Origin of the sequence: Sphingorhabdus sp. EL138 (assembly GCF_900258045.1) — a bacterium.
GTDB lineage: Bacteria > Pseudomonadota > Alphaproteobacteria > Sphingomonadales > Sphingomonadaceae > Parasphingorhabdus.
Window position 1 is genome coordinate 940,992 of sequence record NZ_OGVD01000004.1, and the last position, 20,484, is coordinate 961,475.

A 20,484-nucleotide genomic window follows, 5' to 3' on the forward strand; every position below is an offset into this window, starting at 1 on the left:
TCTTTACTTTGCTTCAGCGCCTTTGGCTGGCTGGTTCACGCGGCGTTCCGCAATACGGGCCCGTTTACCTGTACGGCCTCGCAGATAGTAAAGTTTCGCACGACGAACGACACCGCGGCGGACCACCGTGATCGATTCGATATTGGGCGAGTAAAGCGGGAACACACGCTCAACACCTTCGCCGAAAGAAATCTTTCTTACGGTGAAGCTGGAGCCCATGCCGCGGCTGGTCCGTGCGATGCACACACCTTCAAAATTCTGGGTACGAACGCGCTCGCCTTCAACGACGCGCACACCAATGCGCAGCGTGTCGCCAGCGCGAAATTCCGGTATTTCTTTAGAGGCTGCAAATGCTTCTACAGCTTCTTTCTCAAGTGTCTGGATCAGGTTCATGACCGATCTTCCTTTTTCTGTCCTCGCGCACTAGAGGGCGACTGATCCGGAGCATCCCTGTGATGCTCCCATAAATCGGGCCGCCTTAGCCGTGTATCTTCCTCTGCTTTTTGTTTCCGCCAAGCAGCGATTTTCGCATGATCCCCCGATCGCAAGACTTCAGGGATGATACGCCCTTCCCATTTCTGAGGCCGGGTAAACTGCGGATATTCCAAAAGTCCGGTTTCGAAACTTTCGTCATCTCCGCTAGAAGACGCGCCCATTACCCCGGGAAGCAGCCGAATGCAAGCGTCTAAAAGCACTAAAGCACCCATTTCTCCGCCGGAGAGGATATAATCGCCAATCGAGACCTCTTCAATCGGCCGCGCATCGAAAATCCGCTCGTCAAATCCCTCGAAGCGACCGCAGAGTATGGTGACGCCGGGACCGGAAGCAATTTCCCGTACACGCTCCTGTTTCAGCGGCTTTCCCCGCGGTGTCATCGCCAGGATCGGGGCGTCAGGTTGCCGTTCCATCGCATGATCGACCGCCGACGCCATGACGTCGGCCCGTAACACCATGCCCGCGCCGCCGCCTGCTGGTGTGTCATCGACAGACTTATGTTTGTCAGTGGCGAAGTCGCGCATCTGGATGGGGTTACAGGACCACTTCCCCTCTTCCAGCGCCCTGCCCGCGAGCGACGTGCCGAGCGGTCCCGGGAACATTTCCGGGTAGAGGGTGAGGATTTGAGCAGTGAAGGTCATTTTTTCTGGCTCGTCTTTCGGATCTCCATGATCGCGAACGTCATGATCGAAATCATCAAAGCCATGGCAGCATATATGATTATTGCTTTTAGCGGATCATCGCCAAAATTGCGATCTTCGGAGTAGGCAAGCCACGATATTCCAGGCGTTAGTATCAGCTGTCCCGCCACGATAGTGCTCGCCATGCGGACGAACTGATCCGATTTCTGTTTGAATTTCCAGCCCGCAAAAGCTGGCAGAGCAACGATAATTACGATTAACGCGATAAAGAAAATCGGCCCGGTCATGGTTCGACAAATTCCGCTTTCACAATCGCTGGATCGTTCCGCATATCGATGGCACCGATCGGAATCATGAATTTCTTGCCGCTGGCCCGTTCAATCTCGATGACATCGCCCGCGCCAAATTCGTAGATGGCGAAGATTTTGCCCAGTTCCTCGCCATTGTCGGAGACACAGCGCAGACCGATGATATCTATATGGTAGAATTCGTCGTCATCCAGCGCCGGTAGAGATGACCGGGGGATGGCCAGCTCAGTGCCGCGCGCGGCCTCGGCTGCATTACGATCGGTAATTTCGGCAAACCGGGCTATGGCACCCATTTTATGGGGTTTGACGGATTTCAGCGTCAGTTTTCCGCCATTATAGCATTTATGCTGCTTGAGGCTGTCGAGTGCCTCGCAGAATAGTTTGAGCCGGACCTCGCCCGTCACCCCGTGCGCACCAATGATGACGGCGAGAGGGACGGACGTGTCCGGATCAACGTTGGCCAAGGATTAACCCTCGGACTTTTCTTCGGTCGCTTCTTCTGCAGCAGGAGCCTCTTCAGCAGGTGCTTCTTCGGCTTTTGCTTCCTGGGCAGGCGCTTCAGCAGCCGCTTCTTCAGCGGCTGGTGTTTCTTCTGCAGGTGTTTCCGCTGGCGCTTCCTCAGCAGGAGCGGCAGCCGCTTCCTTGGCAGCTTCTTCTGCAGCAGCGGCTTTTTCGGCTTTCTCTTCAGCGCGCTCGGTGGCTTTTTCGCCCGGCTTGGCTTTGTTCGGGTTGTTCCGCGCTTCGCGCTTCATCAAACCGGCGGCATCGAGGAAACGTGCTACACGGTCAGAAGGCTGTGCACCAACGCTCAACCAATGTTTCGCGCGATCCAGATCCAGAACAACGCGCTTTTCGTCATCTTTGGCGAGCAGCGGGTTGTAACTACCGATACGCTCGATAAATTTACCGTCCCGTGGAGCGCGGATATCCGCGATTACGATTTTGTAGTAAGGACGCTTCTTGGAACCACCACGGGCCATTCTCATTGCTACTGACATAAATAAACCTTTCTAAAACAATATAATAAATTAAATTTCTAAAACTATTTCTTCTTATTCAACAAATTCGCAAGATCAGGTGGTAATCCGCCTGGAGACATGTCTGGTAGCCCCGGCATTCCGCCCATGCCGCCATTTTGACCGCCCATGCCCGCGCCTGCAGCACCGCCACCACCGCCAAACATCGACATTAAACCCTTCATCCCGCCCATTTTCTTGATCTTCTTCATCGCCTTGGACATTTCCTGATGCATTTTCAGGAGCTTGTTCACGTCCTGCACCGTGGTACCGGACCCCTTGGCTACACGCACTTTGCGCTTGGCGTTGAGCAAGCCGGGGCGCACACGTTCTTCCTTGGTCATCGAACCGATAATAGCGTCCATGCGGACCAGAACCTTGTCGTCCATCGCGCCGCCCGCCATCGCCGCCTTGGCCTTCTTCATGCCCGGCATCATTGAGGCCAAAGCGCCCAAACCGCCCATTTTAGTCATTTGGCGTAGCTGCGAGCGCAAGTCATTCAGGTCAAACTGACCCTTGGCCATTTTCTCGGCCAGTGCTTCAGATTCTTCCTTGTCGACCGTTGCAGCGGCTTTTTCCACCAGACTGACAACATCACCCATTCCCAAAATACGGCCAGCGACCCGTTCCGGATGAAATTCTTCCAGCGCGTCGATTTTCTCGCCAATGCCGACAAATTTAATCGGCTTGCCTGTAACCGCCCGCATAGAAAGCGCTGCACCACCGCGGGCATCGCCATCCATCCGGGTGAGGATCACGCCGCTGAGATCGACTTGCTCGGAGAAGTTGGACGCAACGTTCACTGCATCCTGACCGGTCAAGGCATCGACAACCAGCAAGGTTTCCTGGGGCTTGGAGACATCGGCAACCGCCTTCATCTCGTCCATCAGCTGCTGATCGACATGCAGCCGGCCAGCAGTGTCGAGCATCAGAACGTCGAAACCCTGCAATTTTGCAGCTTGAAGCGCGCGTTTGGCTATCTCGACCGGCTGTTGGCCTTCGACAATTGGCAGCGTGGCAGCATTAATCTGCTCACCCAATACCGCCAGTTGTTCTTGTGCCGCCGGACGATTGACGTCGAGCGAGGCCATCATAACCTTTTTATTCTCTTTGTCTTTCAGGCGCTTGGCGATCTTGGCTGTCGTGGTTGTCTTACCAGAGCCCTGCAGACCGACCATCATGATTATCGCGGGTGGTGCGACTGCGAGTTCCAGGCCACTGACCTTGGCACCCAGCATATCCGCCAGACCGTCGTTGACGATCTTGACGACCTGTTGGCCAGGCGTGATGGACTTGAGCACCGACTGACCAACGGCCTGTTCGGTAACCTTTTCAACGAAATCCTTTACAACCGGAAGCGCAACATCGGCCTCCAGCAACGCAATCCGCACTTCGCGCATCGCGCCGCGAACATCTTCTTCTTTTAGCGCCCCACGGCCACGCAGTTTGTCAAAGACGCCGCCGAGCCGGTCGCTTAACTTGTCAAACATGGCGTCTTCCTTTCTCTCAAACCGGCTGAAATCAGCCTAAAAACAAACCCAAAACCGGGCAACGCAAAAAACGCCGGTGGGCGAAACCTCGCTGACCGACGTGTGAGTTTTTTGAACTCGAAACTGAAACCACAACAGATAATCTGTCGTTATTTGAGATGCCCCTAGTCGATCCTTAAGAGACTCGCAACCCTAGAAATCCCTTAATTTAGCGAAAATTAACCAGAAATTGAGAATTATTAAGGCAATAGGCAGCTTGAGAAATTAGGGGATAGCCGTCGTGGAGCAAAACATGACCGATTCAAATAATATCAAGGCCAGCAATAAATATGCAGTGTCGGCACGCAGAGATGTGGTGACCAGCCTGATCGTTATATTTGCCATCTTGATGTTCGTTGGGACCGGCGGAACGGTAATAACCGAGGCAATCGCTTCTCTGTCTGGTTACGGCGGCGGCAGCGATAAAATGCTGGTTTCAGCTTTTCTCCTCAACATCGCCCTCATATTATTTGGCTGGCGTCGTTACCGCGACCTCGCGGCAGAAGTAACAGAGCGGGCTGCTGCAGAAGAACGGGCGCATTCTCTGGCGGTAACGGATCCGCTTACCGGGTTTTTGAACCGCCGAACTCTGACCGAAAAGACTTCGGAAATGATTGCTACGGCGCGGCGTAAAAACAAAAGCACCGCATTTTTGATGCTAGATCTCGACAATTTCAAAACTGTCAACGACGTCCATGGCCACAGTGCCGGCGATATCGTGCTGAAAGAAGTAGCCGCGCGAATTTCAAAAGTTATTCCACCCAATAACCTCTTGGCACGGCTTGGTGGCGACGAGTTTGCCTGTGCTTTTATTTTTGACCCGGATCAGCCTGAAATGGTGGATCGTATTGCTGATGATCTGATTGACAGTATTGCCATGCCGATTGTCGAGAACGGCAACCATCTGGTGGTCACCACCTCGATTGGCATGGCGCGTTTCGACTTTGAATCTGAAGGCGTCGATGTTCTAATGCGCCGCGCTGACATCGCGATGTATAGCGCCAAGAAACAGGGTAGAAACCGCTTTTGCTGGTTTGATGTTTCAATGGAACAGGAACTGCAGACCCGCAATACCCTTGAATCCGGCATGCGCAGCGGTATTCCGGCAGGCGAATTTGTTCCTTATTTCGAACAACAGATTGATCTCGCGACTGGCAAGCTAACCGGTTTTGAAATGCTAGCGCGCTGGGAATCGCCGACACAGGGTCTTGTTTCGCCGGAAGTCTTCATTCCGATTGCCGAAGAAACCGGCATGGTTGGTGATCTTTCGCTCAGCATCATGCGACAGACATTTGAAAGTGCGAAACACTGGGACCCCAGCCTGACGGTTTCAGTCAATATTTCACCAGTTCAACTGCTTGATCCATGGCTGGCGCAAAAAATCGTCAAGCTACTGGTGGAAACGGGCTTTCCGCCAAACCGGCTTGAAATTGAAATTACCGAGAGCTCATTGTTTGAAAATCTCAGCCTGGCTCAGTCTATTGTCGGTAGTCTCAAAAACCAGGGAATTCAGATTGCCCTGGATGACTTTGGAACAGGATATAGTTCGCTGGCTCACTTACGCGCCCTGCCCTTTGACCGGATCAAGATCGACCGCAGCTTCGTAACGTCGATTTTGGAAAACCCGGAAAGTGCGGCGATTGTGAAAGCGATTACCGGCCTTGGCGAAAGCCTTGGCATGCCAATTACCGCCGAAGGCATTGAAGACAAGGCTATCGAAAACGAGCTGCGCAACCTTGGCTGTGCCAAGGGCCAGGGTTGGCATTATGGTCGCCCGCTTTCGCTGGAACAGGCACGCAAAGTGCTTGGAAAACGCAATCTGTTGCCCGCGCAGCCATTGGACAAAGCAGAGGTTGATGAAGTTGCTGAACTACCGGTTGAACAACCGCAACTCAAAGCGGGCTAAACACGCAGCAGGACCAACAGTCGCCTAATTCTATTGCTGGACTTGCCGCCCTGTCATCCCTAAATCGCCCATCATGACTATCGGGCAATTTCACAAGATGCATGGACTGGGCAATGACTTTGTCATTATCGATGCGCGCGCATCTGATTTGCCTGATGGTTTCGCCATGCCTCCGGCCAAAGCAGCCGCCATCGCCAATCGGCATAGCGGCATTGGTTGTGATCAGCTGATTGTGCTGAAACCGTCCGGCAAAGCCGATGTTCGCATGCAGATTTACAATGCCGATGGTGGTGAGGTCGAGGCGTGCGGCAATGCTACCCGCTGTGTCGTGAAATTGCTTGGCGATGGTACGTCGATTGAAACCGATGGCGGAATGATCTCTGGCCATGTTACGGATGAAGGTGCCATCGTTGATATGGGTGAGCCCCGTTTCGACTGGAATGTGATCCCCCTCACCTATGCCATGGATACGCTGCACATGCCGGTTGGCTGGGAGGATTTGCAGGATCCGGCAGCTGTCAATGTCGGCAACCCGCATGTCATTTTCTTCGTTGAAAACAGTGACGCCATTGAACTGGACCGCCTGGGTCCGATGATCGAGGTTGATCCTCTGTTTCCCGAACGCGTGAATGTAAACGTAGCACATGTAAAAGATGGCGATCTGTACCTGCGTGTCTGGGAGCGCGGCGTCGGTTTGACCCGTGCTTGCGGCACCGGAGCGTGTGCAACGGCAGTGGCCGCAATCAGACGCGGATTGGTACAAAGCCCGGCCAATGTGCATCTGCCCGGCGGCAAGCTTATCCTTTCGTGGGACGAAGGTGGGTCCATCATGATGCAAGGCCCGACCACCTATGTTTTCTCCGGCGAAGCCAACTGGGATGATTTTGCATGAGTGGTCCTGATATTATCAGCATGGGGTGCCGCCTGAATATCGCTGAGAGCGAAGCAATCCGCCAGACAATCAATGCCTCTAGGGTCAATGCCGATGAACTGGTTATCGTCAACAGCTGCGCCGTAACCAATGAAGCGGTGCGCCAGACCCGTCAGGCAATACGACGCGCCAAGAAAGATAATCCAGACAAGACTGTGGTTGTAACCGGATGCGCCGCACAGGTCGATCCGGAGATGTTCGCAGATATGCCCGAGACATCCGGTGTGGTCGGCAATTTCGATAAATATGAAGCCGATAATTTCAAATTCGGGCTAGACACCAACAAGCCGGATATCCGGGTGTCAGATATCATGCAGGTAAGGGAAACCGCACCGCATATGGTCAGCGCCTTTGCCGAGCGGTCCCGCGCCTTTGTAGAAGTGCAAAATGGCTGCGATCACCGCTGCACCTTCTGCATCATCCCCTATGGCCGCGGCAATAGCCGGTCCGTGCCGGCAGGACAGGTTGTCGAGCAGGTGAAGTCGCTGGTTGACCAAGGCTTTAACGAGGTCGTGCTGACGGGGGTCGATGTCACCAGCTATGGTCCGGATTTGCCTGGTAATCCAAGCCTTGGCCTGCTGGTCGAGCGCGTTCTGAGCCATGTTCCGGAACTTAAACGGCTGCGCCTGTCCTCCGTCGACGGCGTGGAAATTGACGAACGCCTGTTTGACATATTGACGGGTGAAAGCCGGATGATGCCGCATGTGCATCTGTCGCTGCAATCGGGTGACAATATGATCCTCAAACGGATGAAACGCCGCCACAGCCGCGAGCAAGCCATAGAACTTGTCGCGCGGTTGAAGGAGAAGCGCCCCGGGATTGCCATAGGTGCTGACATTATCGCCGGATTTCCGACCGAAACCGATGCCATGTTTGCGGACAGCCTCGATATGGTTGATCAATGCGAGATAATTCACGGCCACATATTCCCCTATTCCCCGAGACAGGGCACGCCTGCGGCCAATATGCCCCAGGTTAATGGGGTCACTATCAAGGAACGCGCCCGGCTTTTGCGTGAGAAGGTGAGTGCAAAGGCACAGACTTGGCGCGACAATCTGGTCGGTAGCCGGCAAGATGTGCTGTGCGAGCTAAACGGCAAGGCTGGATATGCGGAAAATTTTGCCCATATCAGTTTTGAAAAAACCATGCCAGAAGGCCAGATCATCCCTGTTGAGGTCATTGCATCCGATGGCCGGAAACTGATCGGAAGAAAAATAGTATGAGTGAAAAACCGGGGTGGAGAGATCGCCTTTTTGGCGGGTTCAGCAAGACATCTGGCCGATTGACCGAAAACCTGACCGGTCTTGTGACCAAGGCAAAACTGGATGAAGCGACTCTTGACGAGATCGAAGATGCGTTGATCATTTCCGATCTCGGCCCCGCGACGGCGGCAGCCATTCGTGAAAAGCTCTCAAACGAGCGGTTTGAAAAAGGCCTTAGCGAACATGCCGTCCGCGAAATAATCCAATCGGAAATTGCCGGTATATTGGAACCGGTAGCTGTACCTCTGGAAATCGATGCGTTTCCGAGGCCGCAAGTCATATTGGTCATTGGTGTCAACGGCTCTGGCAAAACCACAACAATCGCAAAGCTCGCGCACCTGTTTCTGGAACAGGATTATGGTGTGATGCTCGCCGCTGGCGATACCTTTCGCGCGGCTGCGATAGGACAATTGAAAGTTTGGGCCGAACGGCTTGGCGTGCCGATCATCAGCGGCAAGGAGGGCGGCGACAGCGCCAGCATTGTCTATGAAGGCGTTAAACAGGCCACGGCCACCGGCATTGACGTATTAATCGTTGATACAGCAGGCCGCCTGCAAAACCGCAGCGAATTGATGGATGAACTGGACAAGATCCGGCGTGTTCTGGGGCGGCTCAATCCAGAAGCCCCGCATGATGTTGTTCTTGTTCTGGATGCGACGACGGGACAAAATGCCCTGTCACAGATTGAAGTATTCAAGGAAGTGGCAAAGGTTACCGGCCTCATCATGACCAAACTTGATGGTACAGCGCGCGGTGGTGTTCTTGTTGCAGCCGCCAAGCAATTTGAAATGCCGATCCATGCCATTGGTGTCGGGGAGACAATAGAAGATTTACGACCCTTTGACGCCAATGATCTGGCGGCGGCCATAGCAGGAATTGAAGAATGAGTGATGATGTCGTCAATGTAGAACCGAAGCAAGAAAACAAGGGTCTGGGCTTTGCCCTCGATTTCGGGCCTCTACTGGTCTTTTTCTTGACCTATAAGTTCGCTGTTCCCGGTGATAATCCGGTCCTGTCAGCAATATATGGTACCGCAGCTTTCATGGTGGCTATCGTGATTGCGGTTATCGTTTCCAAATGGAAACTGGGCAAGATATCCCCCATGCTCTGGCTGTCAGCGGTTTTGGTGATCGGCTTTGGTGCACTCACGATCTATTTCAATGATCCACGCTTCATCCAGATCAAGCCGACAATTATCTATCTAGGCTTTGCGGTGATACTGGGTGTCGGATTGCTGCGCGGGAAAGCCATGCTAAAATATCTGCTGCAGGCCGCCTATGAAGGGCTTTCCGATGAAGGCTGGCTCAAACTATCGCGGAACTGGGCGATATTCTTTGTCGCGATGGCCGTACTGAACGAAGCCATGCGTCTTTCCCTCACCTTCGACATGTGGCTGACGCTGAAAGTGTGGGGCATCACTATATTGTCCTTTATCTTCGCCATCGCCAACGTACCGATGCTGATGCGGCACGGACTGGATCTTGGGCAGGATGACGAAGAGACAGAAGAAGCTGCCTCCAAATAAAAACCGCGCCCCTTTTTTGGAAGGGCGCGGCCTCGAAATTCCGTTGTAAAAGCACTTAGCCCTGATCAGCGCGACTTACGCCTTCACCGTCAAGGTTCTGGGCCACGAAGTCCCAGTCAATGGCATTGTCGAGCAATGCAGAGACATAGTCGGGACGCGCATTCTGGTAGTCCAGATAATAGGCATGCTCCCAAACATCGATGGTCAGCAACGGTTTCATGTCATGAGCAACCGGGCTGTCCGCATCATGCAGCGAAGTGATTTCCAGCTTGTCGCCGGTCAGCACCAGCCAGGCCCAACCGCTCGCAAAATGTCCAACGGCTTCCGCTTTGAACTTGTCCTTGAACTCCTGAACGGAACCGAAGTCTGCTTCAATGCGACTCTTCAATTCTGCCGGCACTTCCTTTTTCTCGGGGCTCAGGCACAGCCAGTAAAAGCTGTGGTTCCAGACCTGTGCAGCATTATTGAACAGGCCGCCATCGGCAGCTTTGATGATCTCGGACAGTTTTTTACCCGCGTGATCCGTACCTGCAATCGCATCATTGGTTTTGGTTACATAGGCATTGTGATGCTTGCCGTGGTGAAAATTGAAAGTGGCCTCAGAGATCAGTTCTCCAAAAGCGGTTTTCGAATAAGGAAGCGGGGGAAGTTCAAAGGACATTGAGAATTTTCTCCATTGTTAGAATGACTTTCAGAAAGCGCATATGGTGACAAATGGTTTGCGGGGCAACTGTCCATAAGAGCGTATCTGACAGGATCAGCCTTTTTCCGTGACAAAAATGGCTTGAAGGCATAATATTACTGCATTGTTACAGACAACACTGGGGGAGATTATAATGGCGAAGTTTTTCGGGAATTTGAATTTGGTGATGCTGGTGGGCTTGTTGCTTGCCATACTTGTTATCGTCGGCATCGGTTCGCTGGGTGACCAGGTAAATGGCATCTTTCGCTGGCTGCATACCTTTTTCGGTGTGCTCTGGATCGGCTTGCTCTACTATTTCAACTTCGTCCAGGTCCCGCAAATGCCGAGTATTCCTGATGAAGCCAAACCGGCAGTGTCCAAGCATATAGCACCGAGCGCTCTCTTCTACTTCCGTTGGGCCGCTTTGTTCACGGTGATTACCGGATTGGTTGTTGCTCATCTGACCGGATATCTGACGCAGGCGCTGCTTCTGCAGGAAGGTTATTTGCTGATCGGGATTGGCATGTGGATGGCGCTGGTCATGGCTTTTAATGTCTGGTTCCTGATCTGGCCAAACCAGAAAAAGGTATTGGGCATGGTTGAAGCAGATGCAGATGCCAAGGCTTCTGCAGCCAAAGTGGCGCTGATGGCTTCACGTACGAATACGCTGCTGTCTTTGCCGATGCTCTATTGCATGGTGAACGCTAATCTCGGCGGCTAACGTGATTTAAAACGATTTTGAAAAGAGGGCTTTACGGCCCTCTTTTTTGTCTTGGTCATAAGTGACCAGAGTTAGCCGAGCCGTTTTGCGATCTTATGGGCCGGACCGAAACCGATAAAGGCCGCACCGATAAATGGCATGGCAACAACCCACAGCCGGACGCCTGTCACACCCAGCGGACTTGCAATACTGATTGCCGCAGTCGAGGCCAGACCGGCGCAAACGAACAGCAATCCGACAATCAGCCGCCAATGCGGCAGATCATCTCTATCGCCCTGCCCACCGGCTCCAGCCTGTTCATATTTCGCAAAAATCATGATCAGTGGGAGCAAAGCCGTGATATAGAGCGCAAACCAGATTGGTCGCGCCAACCACCAGGCACCACTTCCGGGCACCACTTCCAGGCCAATTCCGCCCAGCAACCAAGCCGCGACCATGACGAAGACAAAGGCCGTCAAATGCCAGAGATAGGTCGTCATGATCATGCCGTTGACCAAAACCACGCCCGTCCAGATTTTAAGGCTGTCTAGCATCCGCCGTGCCGCAGGTTCTAATGCGAGCGCAATACCGGTTTGCGCAATGCCAAGCGCTAACAGGGCGATAGTCGGAGGCATGCTATTGCTCACTGGTTCGCCGGGCACGCCGATCATCGCGACCGGGTATGGGCCAAAGCCGACCAGCAATCCTAGTGCCGTCAAACCGCCAACACCCCATGCCAAAGCCTTTGCGGGATTGGCAAAATAGCCTTCACTCCATGCATAACCAAGTTGATGTACGGCTAGCCAGATGAAAGCAAAGTTCACAAAATTCACATGTGCTATTTGGAGCATGAAGGTCGCGGCATCGATCAAAATCGCGCCAGCTACCAGCCCCCAGAAAGAGGTCATGCCAAAGCGTTTCCAAGCCGCATGTGTTAGTGGGACCACTGCGCTGACCATCAGATAGACGGCCAGAAACCATACTGGAATCAGGGCCAGTTGGGCCGCAAGCTCAACAATCTTGCGATCCACGCCCATTGCCGTGCCAAACAAGGCAAAACCTGTCCAGATCAGAAAAAGCGGAAGGACCGGGTTGATCAGTCGTCGCAAACGCCCGGTAAACCAGCCTGCATAGCTACCCTCTTTGCGCTGGTTGGCAGACCAGGACAGCGCGTGCGAAAAACCTCCGACAAGGAAGAAGATCGGCATCACCTGAAAACCCCAAGTCAGCCATTGCGTCCAAGGCAATATGCCCAGCAGATGGCCGCCTTGAACGGCACCATCTTCGATATATGGGGCCGCGACCAACCAGTGGCCGACTACAACGGCAAGGATTGAAAAGGCACGCAGGAAATCGACGTAGCGATTGCGTTCCGGAGGTGCTTTGCGGGCCATTTCTTCGGCCCGGGACCATAAAGTCCGTTTCGCCGCCGTCTCACCGCCTTCGCTCATATAATGCCCTCACATCCCAATGTAACAGATATTTACGTAATCATTGCCGGTCCCGGTTCAAGGCCCGATTCAAGGCAAGCATGGTGTGAGGCTAAGACCGTAATACTAACAAATAGCTATCCCAATAGGTCGTGGCGTTTCAGGGAATGGCGCAATTGATCATAAGTGAGATTGAGCGCTTTGGCAGTTTGCCGCTGGTTATAACGTGATTTGGCCAAGGCGGTTTCCAATATACGTTTTTCGAAGGCTTCCACGGCTTCCTTCATATCATCGACCGCTGCATAACTCGGTTCCGCGGCAGGAGCAGCAGGCGCAGGTGCCTCCTCGACTTTGTCAGGCGCGTGATCAGCCGCAGCTGGCTGCGATTGCCGAGAAGGCATTTCTTTCGGCTTCCATGGTGATTCAAACGGATCAAAGACGATATGATCGACAGCGCGTGTGTAATCGCCCCATTGATAAACAGCACGCTCGATCACATTACGCAACTCACGAACGTTACCGGGCCATTGGTGACGTGCCAGTGCTTCGGATGCCAATTGACCGAAGCCCGGCCATTGTTCCCATTCCAGTTCAGCCGCCATGCGTCGCCCGAAATAGTCCGCCAAAACCGGAACATCCCCCTCACGATAGCGTAGCGGCGGCAGCGTCACGACTTCAAATGACAGGCGATCAAGCAAATCCGCCCGGAATTTCCCTTCGTCCGCCATCTTCGGCAGGTCGGCATTGGTAGCCGCCACGATCCGCACATCCACCTTTTGTGGTCTCGATGATCCTATTCTGGTAATCTCGCCATATTCAACCGCCCGGAGCAATCGCTCCTGCGCCGCGGAAGACAATGTTCCCAATTCATCCAGAAACAAAGTGCCGCCATCAGCTTCTTCAAAGCGCCCTACTCTATTCTTGGTCGCACCCGTAAAGGCACCGGCTTCGTGGCCGAACAATTCAGCCTCGATCAACGTTTCGGGCATGGCAGCGCAGTTTAATGTAACCAAAGGACCATCCCAACGCATGCTTAGTCGATGGAGACGTTCAGCGATGAGCTCTTTACCTGTACCGCGCTCTCCGATAACAAGTACGGGACGGTCCAGAGTGGCCGCCCGACTGGCTTTTTCGACTGCATCAAGGAAAGCTCCGGACTCCCCGACAAACTGATTTTCGCGCTCCATGGCCAATATATAGTGCAAATTCCTATTAAATAGCAATTAATACCATATTCATTTTTCCAAAAACTTATATTATCTAAATATATCAGTCAGTTAAAAAACTGGCACGCCTCCTGCAATGTTAGCTTCGAACCCGCAAGGGACTGGAAATCGACCAAACGGAGGACAACATGTCAGCAGCTACGAAAACAGGCAAATCAATGAATTTGAGCAGAACCGACGTTTCTGCCATCATTTCCGTGTTGCTGTTTAGCCTGACGATTTTGATCAGCGCCGTGGGCCCTGCCGAAGCACAAGGCCCGACCATCTCTGAAGATGGTACAATTTCCCCAACTGTCAGCTATAAGGCGTGACAGGCGAAATGGCCGGGACTCCTTCATTCCCCCTTGCCGAAGTACGGTCCCGGCCACCTTTCCAGATTGAAGACGTAGAATTTTATGAAGACCAGCCTGAACGTTCGAACCATTCCAGGCACAATGCTAGCAACTACCGGAGTTTAACCATGGGTATTTTTTCAAGAACGCGCGATATCATCGCCGCCAATGTCACGGACATGCTCGACAAGGCAGAGGATCCGTCAAAACTGATCCGCATGATCATCCTGGAAATGGAGGAAACCCTTGTCGAAGTTCGCGCTTCTGCCGCACGGACCATTGCCGACCAAAAAGAAATGCGCCGGCATATTGATAAGCTGAACCAGCTGACTGAAGACTGGAACGAAAAAGCGCAACTGGCCCTTTCCAAGGACCGCGAAGATCTCGCCAAGGCGGCGTTGATCGAAAAACGTAAGGCCGCGGACATGGCGGAACAGCTTACTGTTGAAATTCAAGTGCTGGATGATGCCCTGCGCGCTTCAGAAGGTGATATCGCCAAGCTGCAAAAGAAATTGCAGGAAGCACGCTCTCGCCAGAGCAGCCTGGTTAACCGGCTCGAAAGCGCCGAGAACCGCTATAAAATCCGTGAAATGTATAATGGCGACAAGGTCCATGATGCATTTTCAAAATTTGAATATCTGGAACGTCAGGTGGACCAGGCCGAAGGCCGTGCCGATGCGCTAACGATGGGCGGTGAGCCGGCGACACTGGAAAATCAGATTGCTGCGCTGGAAAGCAGCGACAAAGTTGATGATGAATTGGAAGCCATGAAGGCGGCCATGAAGAAGTCAGACCAGAAAGGTGACAAATAATGGACTCGAACGATCTTATCCCGTTTTTTGCGATTGTCACTCTGTTTGTCGCGTTCCCGTGGATCATTTTCCATTATGTTACAAAATGGAAAACGGCCGCAACCATCACCAATGAAGACGAGCAACTGCTCGACGATTTGCACATCATGGCACGCCGATTGGACGAACGCATGGAGACAATAGAACGGATCATGGCAGCAGACAATCCGGACTGGCGGCAGTCAGCATTACCGGGGGCAGGCAATGAACCCAAACCGACACTCGAAAATTTCGATAATCTCTTGAAAAAAGAAAGGCGCTAATCATGGCTTCGATCCGCACAAAATTTTATCTTGATAAACAGCGCGCCAAATGGAGCGGAGTATGCGCCGGAATTTCCGACTATACCGGAATAAACGTTATGTGGGTCAGGTTAGCTGCCGTGATGGCCACCGTGACTTTCGCCTTTCCATGGACCTTGGTTGCTTATTGGATCGCGGCAAAATCGGCTGATCCCAAACCGATGGAACTTTATGGCGACAGAGAGGAGCGGGAATTTTGGCAAGGAGTCCGTCAATCCCCCCGCCGCACGGCCAGAGACGTCAAATCACGCTTTCGTGAGATTGACCGCCGTCTTGCCGATATGGAATTATACTACACCAGTAATAACCGCGCACTTTCGAATGAGATTGAAAAGCTGCGCTAAGCCACACAGAATTTAGGGAGACTGACTATGAATTGGGGTGGACCGGGATTTGTTATCGCCATTATCGCCGTTTGTTATGCTGGCTATATAATCAATAATTGGATCCGGGCTAAACATGGCTATCCGCTTGAAGATGAGTGGGGCGGGACAACCGCTAAGGATGACCCAAAGGCCGATCGCAAAATTGAGCTGCTCTCTGCGGAAAATGAAGAGTTGGTTGGTAAGATCGATCGCTTGCAGGAGCGTCTTGCAGTTCTGGAGCGGATCGCGACTGATCCAGCCAAACGAACAGCAGATGAAATCGAAGCGTTGCGGGAGAAGGGATAATGGAGAGTATTTTAGCTAACCCCTCTATTTTGTGGCCCATCGGATTTGCTTGTGCAGTCGTAACGCTGGGATGGGTAGCAACAACCTGGATGCGGATCAAAAACGGCTATCCGCTTGAGAATCAGTGGGGCAAAGCGGTTTATCCGAAAACGGATAACGAGGCGGTGGAACGCGTCAAACTGCTAACACAAGAAAATGCAGAACTGCGCGCCGAGATCGGATCGATGAAAGACCGGCTTACCAATGTTGAGCGGATTGTGACCGACGATAGCCATCGTCTGACAAACGAAATCGAAGCCCTGCGCGCACCGAAAAACTAAGGAGATCAATATGATTGAATATCTAGCCCTGTTGATCCCGTTTGCCGGCATCGGCGTTGGAGTTTTCGCAATTTGGACCAGTCATCAGCAGAAGATATTGAAGATGCAGTCCGAGATATCCGCCGAAAAAGCTGCTCAATATGCAGTCAGTAACAAACAACTGGAACAGCGGGTGCGCGTGTTGGAACGAATTGTTACGGACAAAGGCTTTGATGTTGCCGGACAAATTGAAAGTCTGCGCGATGAGCCAGAATTGAAGGAGCTGAACTGATGTTCGATGAACTATGGGTGTTGATACCCCTTGCACCATTTTTGCTCGGCGGCCTGGCCATATGGACCCGTCATCAAAGCAAGATGCTGGAAAAGCAAAAAGAGCTGATGCTCCTTGGCGAGCGGCTGCCGGAAAGTGAAGATGGCCGGCGCATGCAGGAAGATATGAAATATCTGAAAGAGCGCGTGGCAACGTTGGAAAAAATTGTAACTGACGAGCGCGGCGCAAGGGAATTGGAAAGTGAAATAGCGAAGCTGAGAGACAGCTAAGCAAGAAGCAATTGGAGGGAAGAGAATAAATGAACCCGTTTGAAATGGTTGTTGCCATCATCATCGTCATCACGGTCGGAAAAGTAGTCAGCACGCGTATTCAGGCCAAACATGGCATTGCATCAGATGAAGAAGGCAACCCCGTAACCATGGTTGATCCCGATGCCGGACGGCTTCGTGAAGAGGTTAAATATCTCAAGGAACGCGTAGCGGTACTTGAGAAAATAGCCACCGATGATCGCGGCGCACGGGAATTGGAAAATGAAATAGAGAAATTGCGGGACCAATAGGTCGGTTCCTCAAAGAAGCAGGAAAAGAAGAAGGATAGCATCATGCCAGAACCCAGTTTTTACCTGATGATTGCTGCGTTTACCCTGATCGGACTAACGGCGGTCTCCCTTATCGCTCTGCGTGGGTGGAGGGACTGGATTGACCTCAAGTCCAAGGAATTGGAACAAAGGCGCGAGGAAAATCCCCCCAGTGCTACATCGCGAATTGAGGTTGCGGACCTGAAGGAACGCATCCGCAAACTGGAAGCGATCGCTGCCGGAGTGGAGCTTTAACAGCCAACCTTAAAAAGGGATGACGCGAATCCCCTGCCCTGCTAGCGGGCGGGGATGAGCAAATTTGACAATCTTGTAGAAGAATATGAATTTCTGGAAGCTGATGACCGATACCGGCTTCTGATTGATTTGGGCAAGGAACTAGAACCGATGCCCGATGCCCTCAAAACCGATGCAACACTGGTTCGCGGTTGCTCTGCCTCGGTTTGGGTTTATCCGACAAAACAGGATGATGGCCGGCTGCATTTTCTTGCAGATAGCAATGCCGCCATTACCAAAGGTATCATCGCTCTAGTGCTCGAAACCGTTCAGGACCAACCGATTGATGCCGTTTTGAAAACCGACATTGCGGAAATGCTCGCACCATTTGATTTGAAAAACCAGCTCAGTTCCAATCGTACGCAAGGCATACCGAACATGATTGCCTTGATCGAAGAAACGGCAATGCGGTATCAAAAGACCTAAACCGGCTTCCAGACCCGCCGTTCTTCGGCAATTTTCAGTACATCAAAGGCCGCCTGCGCCGCCTGAAATTTCTTGGCGGCTTCTTCATCACCGGGATTTACATCCGGATGATATTCCTTGGCCATCGCGCGCCAGGCCTTTTTAACCGCCTCAAAATCAACATCGGGCGTCAGATCGAATATTTCCAGCGCCGTCATCTCATCCCGCGACCGACTGCCATCGCCGGATCCCATCCAGCTACAATGTTTCGCTTCCTGATAGGCGTTGGCGTCACGTTGTTCGTCGGCTTCCCGTTTTGCGCGCTCTTCCTTGTCTAGCCCTTCGAAATAATCCCAGCCGCGATTATATTCCGCCGCATGTTTCTCGCAGAAATACCAGCGATCCGGGCTATTGGGTGATTTGGGTGCCGGGCAGTTACCTGCCTCGTTGCAGCCATGCCGGTCGCAAATCTTCACCTGCTCGGTTTCGCGCGAGCTTTCATAGCTGCCCCAGCGGGGAAAGCCCCAGTTATCGGATCGTCTTGCTTTTGGCATATCACTCTCTAACAAAGGCCCCGCGCCTGTTCCAGCCATAATTAAATACCAGAGGGTCTGTAAGCCGGGTTCTGTCCATCCTCTTGCAAGGAATAGCCAGTCATTCATCTCGGCGATGCATTGCTGCACCGCTCTAGCAACCAACCCGGGCTGCAGGCCGAAATAGCCATATGCCGCCCCTATTTGGTTTTGCTCCAGGTGGGGTTTACCGTGCCGGGGCTGTTACCAGACCCGCGGTGCGCTCTTACCGCACCCTTTCAACATCACGGGACCGAAGCCTTCGCGACCTGCTTTCTGTTGCACTGTCCCTGAACAGGCGATCACTCCCCTGCCCGCCGGACGTTATCCGGCACCTTTAAATCGTGGAGCCCGGACTTTCCTCGCGAATATTTGTCATATTCCCGCGACTGGCCGACCCTCTGGTGCGCTCTATTTAGTGATTCCACGCTCTCTGTCGAGCATTAAAGACAATAGTAGCGCCCGGCATTCACCATCGATAACGCCGTCGATGTTTTTAGGGCGAAAACGCCTCTGGAAAGCTACGACTGCATCTTTCTCAGCGGTAATATCATAGCCAAAGCGTTCCAGAGCCAACATGAAACCGCCATCTGTCCATGGCGGTTCGCCAAGATTTAGACGCGGTTTTTTGAGCGCGATGCCGTGTCTGGCAAGCCTATCCCAATCGAACAGTTCGCCTGGATCCTGCTTTCGTGACGGCGCCAGATCGCTGTGACCGATGACATTGGTCGGCACAATAGCGTGGCGTTTGACAATATCATGGGCGAGCCGTGTGACGGCATCCATCTGCTCTTCGGGAAACGGCACATAGCCCCATTCATGGCCCGGATTTACGATTTCAATGCCGATACTGGCGCTGTTCACATCTTCGATGCCGCGCCAATAGCCGCGTCCGGCGTGCCAGGCGCGGTTTTCTTCCTTGACCATGTTCACGATCTGGCCATCCTCGGTCACGACATAGTGAGCGGATACTTTGGCGTCGGGATTCGCGAGCCAATTTATGGCCGACGCGGCGTCCTTCATGCCGGTATAGTGCATCACCAATATGCTGACTGGCAGCTTGCGCTCGTCAAAATTGGGAGAAGGCGTCCAGATCATGTCCATCGTAAAAGCCTCCTTCAGTCCCTTTTATCAGGCGACAATCGCGCCCAGCAAGAGTTCTGTACCGGAATCGGGCGATACCCGCAGGTCACCGCCATTCTCGCATGACAGTTCACGGGACATCCAAGCTGCAGCTGTACGGGCAGTCAATTCCGATTGCGGCAACGTGCCTTCCAATGCCGCACGAATACCGTCATCCAATGCGATTTTCGGTCCTTCAGCGCGGACCACAACTTCGATACCATTATCGCCCTGCTCCGCACCAACATCCAGTTGCCCTCCGCGCACCAGCGCTTCCCGGGCTATAAGGGCCAGGTTCAAAAGAATCTTGATCGCTTTTTTCGGCAGCGTTCCGCTCTGAACAGCCCAACCCAGCGTAATTTTACCTTGATCGCCGACCAGGCTTTCGACCAGCTGTTTTGCTTCGGCAGGATCGACGTCGTCGCCGAAACCGCCCGCGGCGCCAAAGGCCAATCGGAAATATTTCAGTTTGTCCGCCGATGCCCGGGCGCTGTCCGCAAGCAAATCCAGACAACGGTCCCGCATCTCAGGGTCCGTTTCGTCTTCCAGCAACTCCAGACCATTGTTGATTGCACCAACCGGGCTCAACAGATCATGACATAATTTTGAACAAAGCAATGCAGCGAGATCGACACCGGATTGAGACATGGGAATGGGCCCTTAACTTGTGAAAACTCAATTTTCGGCTGTTTGGCCTTTTGTGCTTTGGCAATCAAGGGTGATTGGATCAAAGCGACCATATATTTCGCCCTTTTGGGTTGCCTGCCATGCGGCTGCTTCCTCACCGTTGATAATAAGCCATATCCGTTCATCTGCCGCCGCCATAGCAGCATCTGTTTCTGACGGTTCCACATCACCGGACGGGTGTGAATGAAAATAGCCGATTATTTTGGGCCCTTCGTTCCGCATCGCTCGTTCCGCAGCAATTAGATCAGCGGGGTCGATTTCAAAATGCCGGAGGCGATTTTCCGCGATATTTAGCGTCGCCTTAAAGTGCGAAACTGTCCCATTATCGCCAAAGAGCAACCCGCAAGCCTCCTCAGGAGCCATTTCAAGGGCAAGTTGCTGCAAATCGCCCAATATCGCGCTTGATATGACCAGTCTCATAGCCCACAT

General features: G+C 52.8%; 30 protein-coding genes and 1 other RNA gene. 17 read left to right on the plus strand and 14 right to left on the minus strand.

Features of this window, described 5'->3' with window-relative positions; genetic code table 11:
• Positions 1-3 precede the first annotated feature (3 nt).
• Genes rplS through ffh form a run of 6 tightly spaced genes read right to left on the minus strand, consistent with a single transcriptional unit; the run spans position 4 to position 3,950 of the window.
• Complete coding sequence (gene rplS, locus DK507_RS14395) at positions 4-393, minus strand: 50S ribosomal protein L19 (protein WP_108810113.1); 390 nt, start codon at positions 391-393, stop codon at positions 4-6.
• Positions 390-1,136: a tRNA (guanosine(37)-N1)-methyltransferase TrmD gene (gene trmD, locus DK507_RS14400; RefSeq protein WP_109357027.1), complete on the minus strand. Its 747-nt coding sequence runs from the start codon at positions 1,134-1,136 to the stop codon at positions 390-392. Before trmD ends, rplS begins: the two co-directional genes overlap by 4 nt.
• Positions 1,133-1,423, minus strand: coding sequence for a hypothetical protein (locus tag DK507_RS14405; RefSeq protein WP_109357028.1), 291 nt, complete (start codon positions 1,421-1,423; stop codon positions 1,133-1,135). The genes trmD and DK507_RS14405 overlap by 4 nt, the downstream gene beginning before the upstream one ends.
• Positions 1,420-1,908 carry a ribosome maturation factor RimM gene (gene rimM / locus DK507_RS14410; RefSeq protein ID WP_109357029.1) on the minus strand — a complete coding sequence of 163 codons (489 nt, stop codon included), beginning with the start codon at positions 1,906-1,908 and terminating at the stop codon, positions 1,420-1,422. The genes DK507_RS14405 and rimM overlap by 4 nt, the downstream gene beginning before the upstream one ends.
• Positions 1,909-1,911: 3 nt before the next feature.
• On the minus strand, positions 1,912-2,442 hold the full coding sequence (rpsP, locus tag DK507_RS14415) for a 30S ribosomal protein S16 (protein WP_109357030.1): 531 nt from the start codon (positions 2,440-2,442) through the stop codon (positions 1,912-1,914).
• A gap of 44 nt (positions 2,443-2,486) precedes the next feature.
• Positions 2,487-3,950 carry a signal recognition particle protein gene (gene ffh, locus DK507_RS14420; RefSeq protein WP_109357031.1) on the minus strand — a complete coding sequence of 488 codons (1,464 nt, stop codon included), beginning with the start codon at positions 3,948-3,950 and terminating at the stop codon, positions 2,487-2,489.
• Between the two features lie 292 nt (positions 3,951-4,242).
• On the opposite strand from ffh, the gene DK507_RS14425 reads away from it, so the two are divergent.
• The 5 genes from DK507_RS14425 (at position 4,243) to ispZ (ending at position 9,613) form a co-directional block, all read left to right on the plus strand.
• Positions 4,243-5,895: a bifunctional diguanylate cyclase/phosphodiesterase gene (locus DK507_RS14425; protein WP_109357032.1), complete on the plus strand. Its 1,653-nt coding sequence runs from the start codon at positions 4,243-4,245 to the stop codon at positions 5,893-5,895.
• Positions 5,896-5,968: 73 nt separating this feature from the next.
• On the plus strand, positions 5,969-6,787 hold the full coding sequence (gene dapF, locus DK507_RS14430; RefSeq protein WP_109357033.1) for a diaminopimelate epimerase: 819 nt from the start codon (positions 5,969-5,971) through the stop codon (positions 6,785-6,787).
• Entirely contained in the window at positions 6,784-8,049 is a 1,266-nt protein-coding gene (mtaB, locus tag DK507_RS14435; protein ID WP_109357034.1) for a tRNA (N(6)-L-threonylcarbamoyladenosine(37)-C(2))-methylthiotransferase MtaB, read from the plus strand. The genes dapF and mtaB overlap by 4 nt, the downstream gene beginning before the upstream one ends.
• Positions 8,046-8,975: a signal recognition particle-docking protein FtsY gene (gene ftsY, locus DK507_RS14440; protein WP_109357035.1), complete on the plus strand. Its 930-nt coding sequence runs from the start codon at positions 8,046-8,048 to the stop codon at positions 8,973-8,975. The genes mtaB and ftsY overlap by 4 nt, the downstream gene beginning before the upstream one ends.
• Entirely contained in the window at positions 8,972-9,613 is a 642-nt protein-coding gene (ispZ, locus tag DK507_RS14445) for a septation protein IspZ (protein WP_109357036.1), read from the plus strand. The genes ftsY and ispZ overlap by 4 nt, the downstream gene beginning before the upstream one ends.
• 55 nt (positions 9,614-9,668) lie before the next feature.
• Here the strand turns inward: ispZ and DK507_RS14450 are convergent, their stop codons facing one another.
• A complete protein-coding gene (locus DK507_RS14450) occupies positions 9,669-10,274 on the minus strand; it encodes a superoxide dismutase (protein ID WP_109357037.1) in 606 nt (201 codons plus the stop codon).
• Positions 10,275-10,449: 175 nt separating this feature from the next.
• On the opposite strand from DK507_RS14450, the gene DK507_RS14455 reads away from it, so the two are divergent.
• Positions 10,450-11,016, plus strand: a complete 567-nt coding sequence (locus tag DK507_RS14455) for a urate hydroxylase PuuD (RefSeq protein ID WP_109357038.1) — start codon at positions 10,450-10,452, stop codon at positions 11,014-11,016.
• Positions 11,017-11,087: 71 nt separating this feature from the next.
• Here DK507_RS14455 and DK507_RS14460 read toward each other — a convergent pair whose 3' ends face one another.
• Both DK507_RS14460 and pspF read right to left on the minus strand, forming a co-directional pair.
• Positions 11,088-12,446, minus strand: a complete 1,359-nt coding sequence (locus DK507_RS14460; RefSeq protein ID WP_109357039.1) for an acyltransferase — start codon at positions 12,444-12,446, stop codon at positions 11,088-11,090.
• A 116-nt stretch (positions 12,447-12,562) separates the two neighbouring features.
• Positions 12,563-13,612, minus strand: coding sequence for a phage shock protein operon transcriptional activator (gene pspF / locus DK507_RS14465; protein WP_109357040.1), 1,050 nt, complete (start codon positions 13,610-13,612; stop codon positions 12,563-12,565).
• Between the two features lie 197 nt (positions 13,613-13,809).
• On the opposite strand from pspF, the gene DK507_RS14470 reads away from it, so the two are divergent.
• The 11 genes from DK507_RS14470 to DK507_RS14520 all read left to right on the plus strand — a co-directional run bounded on the left by DK507_RS14470 (position 13,810) and on the right by DK507_RS14520 (position 17,695).
• Positions 13,810-13,962 carry a hypothetical protein gene (locus tag DK507_RS14470; protein ID WP_162559066.1) on the plus strand — a complete coding sequence of 51 codons (153 nt, stop codon included), beginning with the start codon at positions 13,810-13,812 and terminating at the stop codon, positions 13,960-13,962.
• A gap of 149 nt (positions 13,963-14,111) precedes the next feature.
• Entirely contained in the window at positions 14,112-14,795 is a 684-nt protein-coding gene (gene pspA, locus DK507_RS14475) for a phage shock protein PspA (protein ID WP_109357042.1), read from the plus strand.
• A complete protein-coding gene (pspB, locus tag DK507_RS14480) occupies positions 14,795-15,097 on the plus strand; it encodes an envelope stress response membrane protein PspB (protein ID WP_109357043.1) in 303 nt (100 codons plus the stop codon). The genes pspA and pspB overlap by 1 nt, the downstream gene beginning before the upstream one ends.
• Before the next feature lie 2 nt (positions 15,098-15,099).
• Entirely contained in the window at positions 15,100-15,480 is a 381-nt protein-coding gene (gene pspC / locus DK507_RS14485; protein WP_109357044.1) for an envelope stress response membrane protein PspC, read from the plus strand.
• Positions 15,481-15,507: 27 nt separating this feature from the next.
• Complete coding sequence (locus DK507_RS14490; RefSeq protein WP_109357045.1) at positions 15,508-15,807, plus strand: hypothetical protein; 300 nt, start codon at positions 15,508-15,510, stop codon at positions 15,805-15,807.
• Positions 15,807-16,127: a hypothetical protein gene (locus tag DK507_RS14495; RefSeq protein ID WP_109357046.1), complete on the plus strand. Its 321-nt coding sequence runs from the start codon at positions 15,807-15,809 to the stop codon at positions 16,125-16,127. The genes DK507_RS14490 and DK507_RS14495 overlap by 1 nt, the downstream gene beginning before the upstream one ends.
• A 10-nt stretch (positions 16,128-16,137) precedes the next feature.
• On the plus strand, positions 16,138-16,398 hold the full coding sequence (locus DK507_RS14500; RefSeq protein ID WP_109357047.1) for a hypothetical protein: 261 nt from the start codon (positions 16,138-16,140) through the stop codon (positions 16,396-16,398).
• Complete coding sequence (locus DK507_RS14505; RefSeq protein WP_109357048.1) at positions 16,398-16,667, plus strand: hypothetical protein; 270 nt, start codon at positions 16,398-16,400, stop codon at positions 16,665-16,667. The genes DK507_RS14500 and DK507_RS14505 overlap by 1 nt, the downstream gene beginning before the upstream one ends.
• Positions 16,668-16,696: 29 nt before the next feature.
• Entirely contained in the window at positions 16,697-16,957 is a 261-nt protein-coding gene (locus DK507_RS14510; protein ID WP_108810134.1) for a hypothetical protein, read from the plus strand.
• Positions 16,958-16,999: 42 nt separating this feature from the next.
• Entirely contained in the window at positions 17,000-17,230 is a 231-nt protein-coding gene (locus tag DK507_RS14515; protein WP_109357049.1) for a hypothetical protein, read from the plus strand.
• A 54-nt stretch (positions 17,231-17,284) separates the two neighbouring features.
• Positions 17,285-17,695, plus strand: a complete 411-nt coding sequence (locus DK507_RS14520) for a SufE family protein (protein WP_109357050.1) — start codon at positions 17,285-17,287, stop codon at positions 17,693-17,695.
• On the opposite strand, the gene DK507_RS14525 is transcribed toward DK507_RS14520, so the two are convergent.
• The 5 genes from DK507_RS14525 to DK507_RS14545 form a co-directional block, all read right to left on the minus strand.
• A complete protein-coding gene (locus tag DK507_RS14525) occupies positions 17,692-18,228 on the minus strand; it encodes a J domain-containing protein (protein ID WP_109357051.1) in 537 nt (178 codons plus the stop codon). The two genes, DK507_RS14520 and DK507_RS14525, sit on opposite strands and share 4 nt — an antisense overlap.
• 44 nt (positions 18,229-18,272) lie before the next feature.
• Positions 18,273-18,651: RNase P RNA component class A (gene rnpB / locus DK507_RS14530), an RNA gene on the minus strand.
• A gap of 6 nt (positions 18,652-18,657) precedes the next feature.
• On the minus strand, positions 18,658-19,344 hold the full coding sequence (locus DK507_RS14535) for an N-acetylmuramoyl-L-alanine amidase (protein WP_109357701.1): 687 nt from the start codon (positions 19,342-19,344) through the stop codon (positions 18,658-18,660).
• 33 nt (positions 19,345-19,377) lie between these two features.
• The gene (locus DK507_RS14540; protein ID WP_109357052.1) at positions 19,378-20,016 is read right to left on the minus strand and encodes a histidine phosphotransferase family protein; all 639 of its coding nucleotides are present in this window, start codon (positions 20,014-20,016) and stop codon (positions 19,378-19,380) included.
• A gap of 27 nt (positions 20,017-20,043) precedes the next feature.
• Positions 20,044-20,475 (minus strand): Mov34/MPN/PAD-1 family protein, encoded by a 432-nt coding sequence (locus DK507_RS14545; protein ID WP_109357053.1) that lies wholly within the window; start codon positions 20,473-20,475, stop codon positions 20,044-20,046.
• Positions 20,476-20,484: the final 9 nt, after the last annotated feature.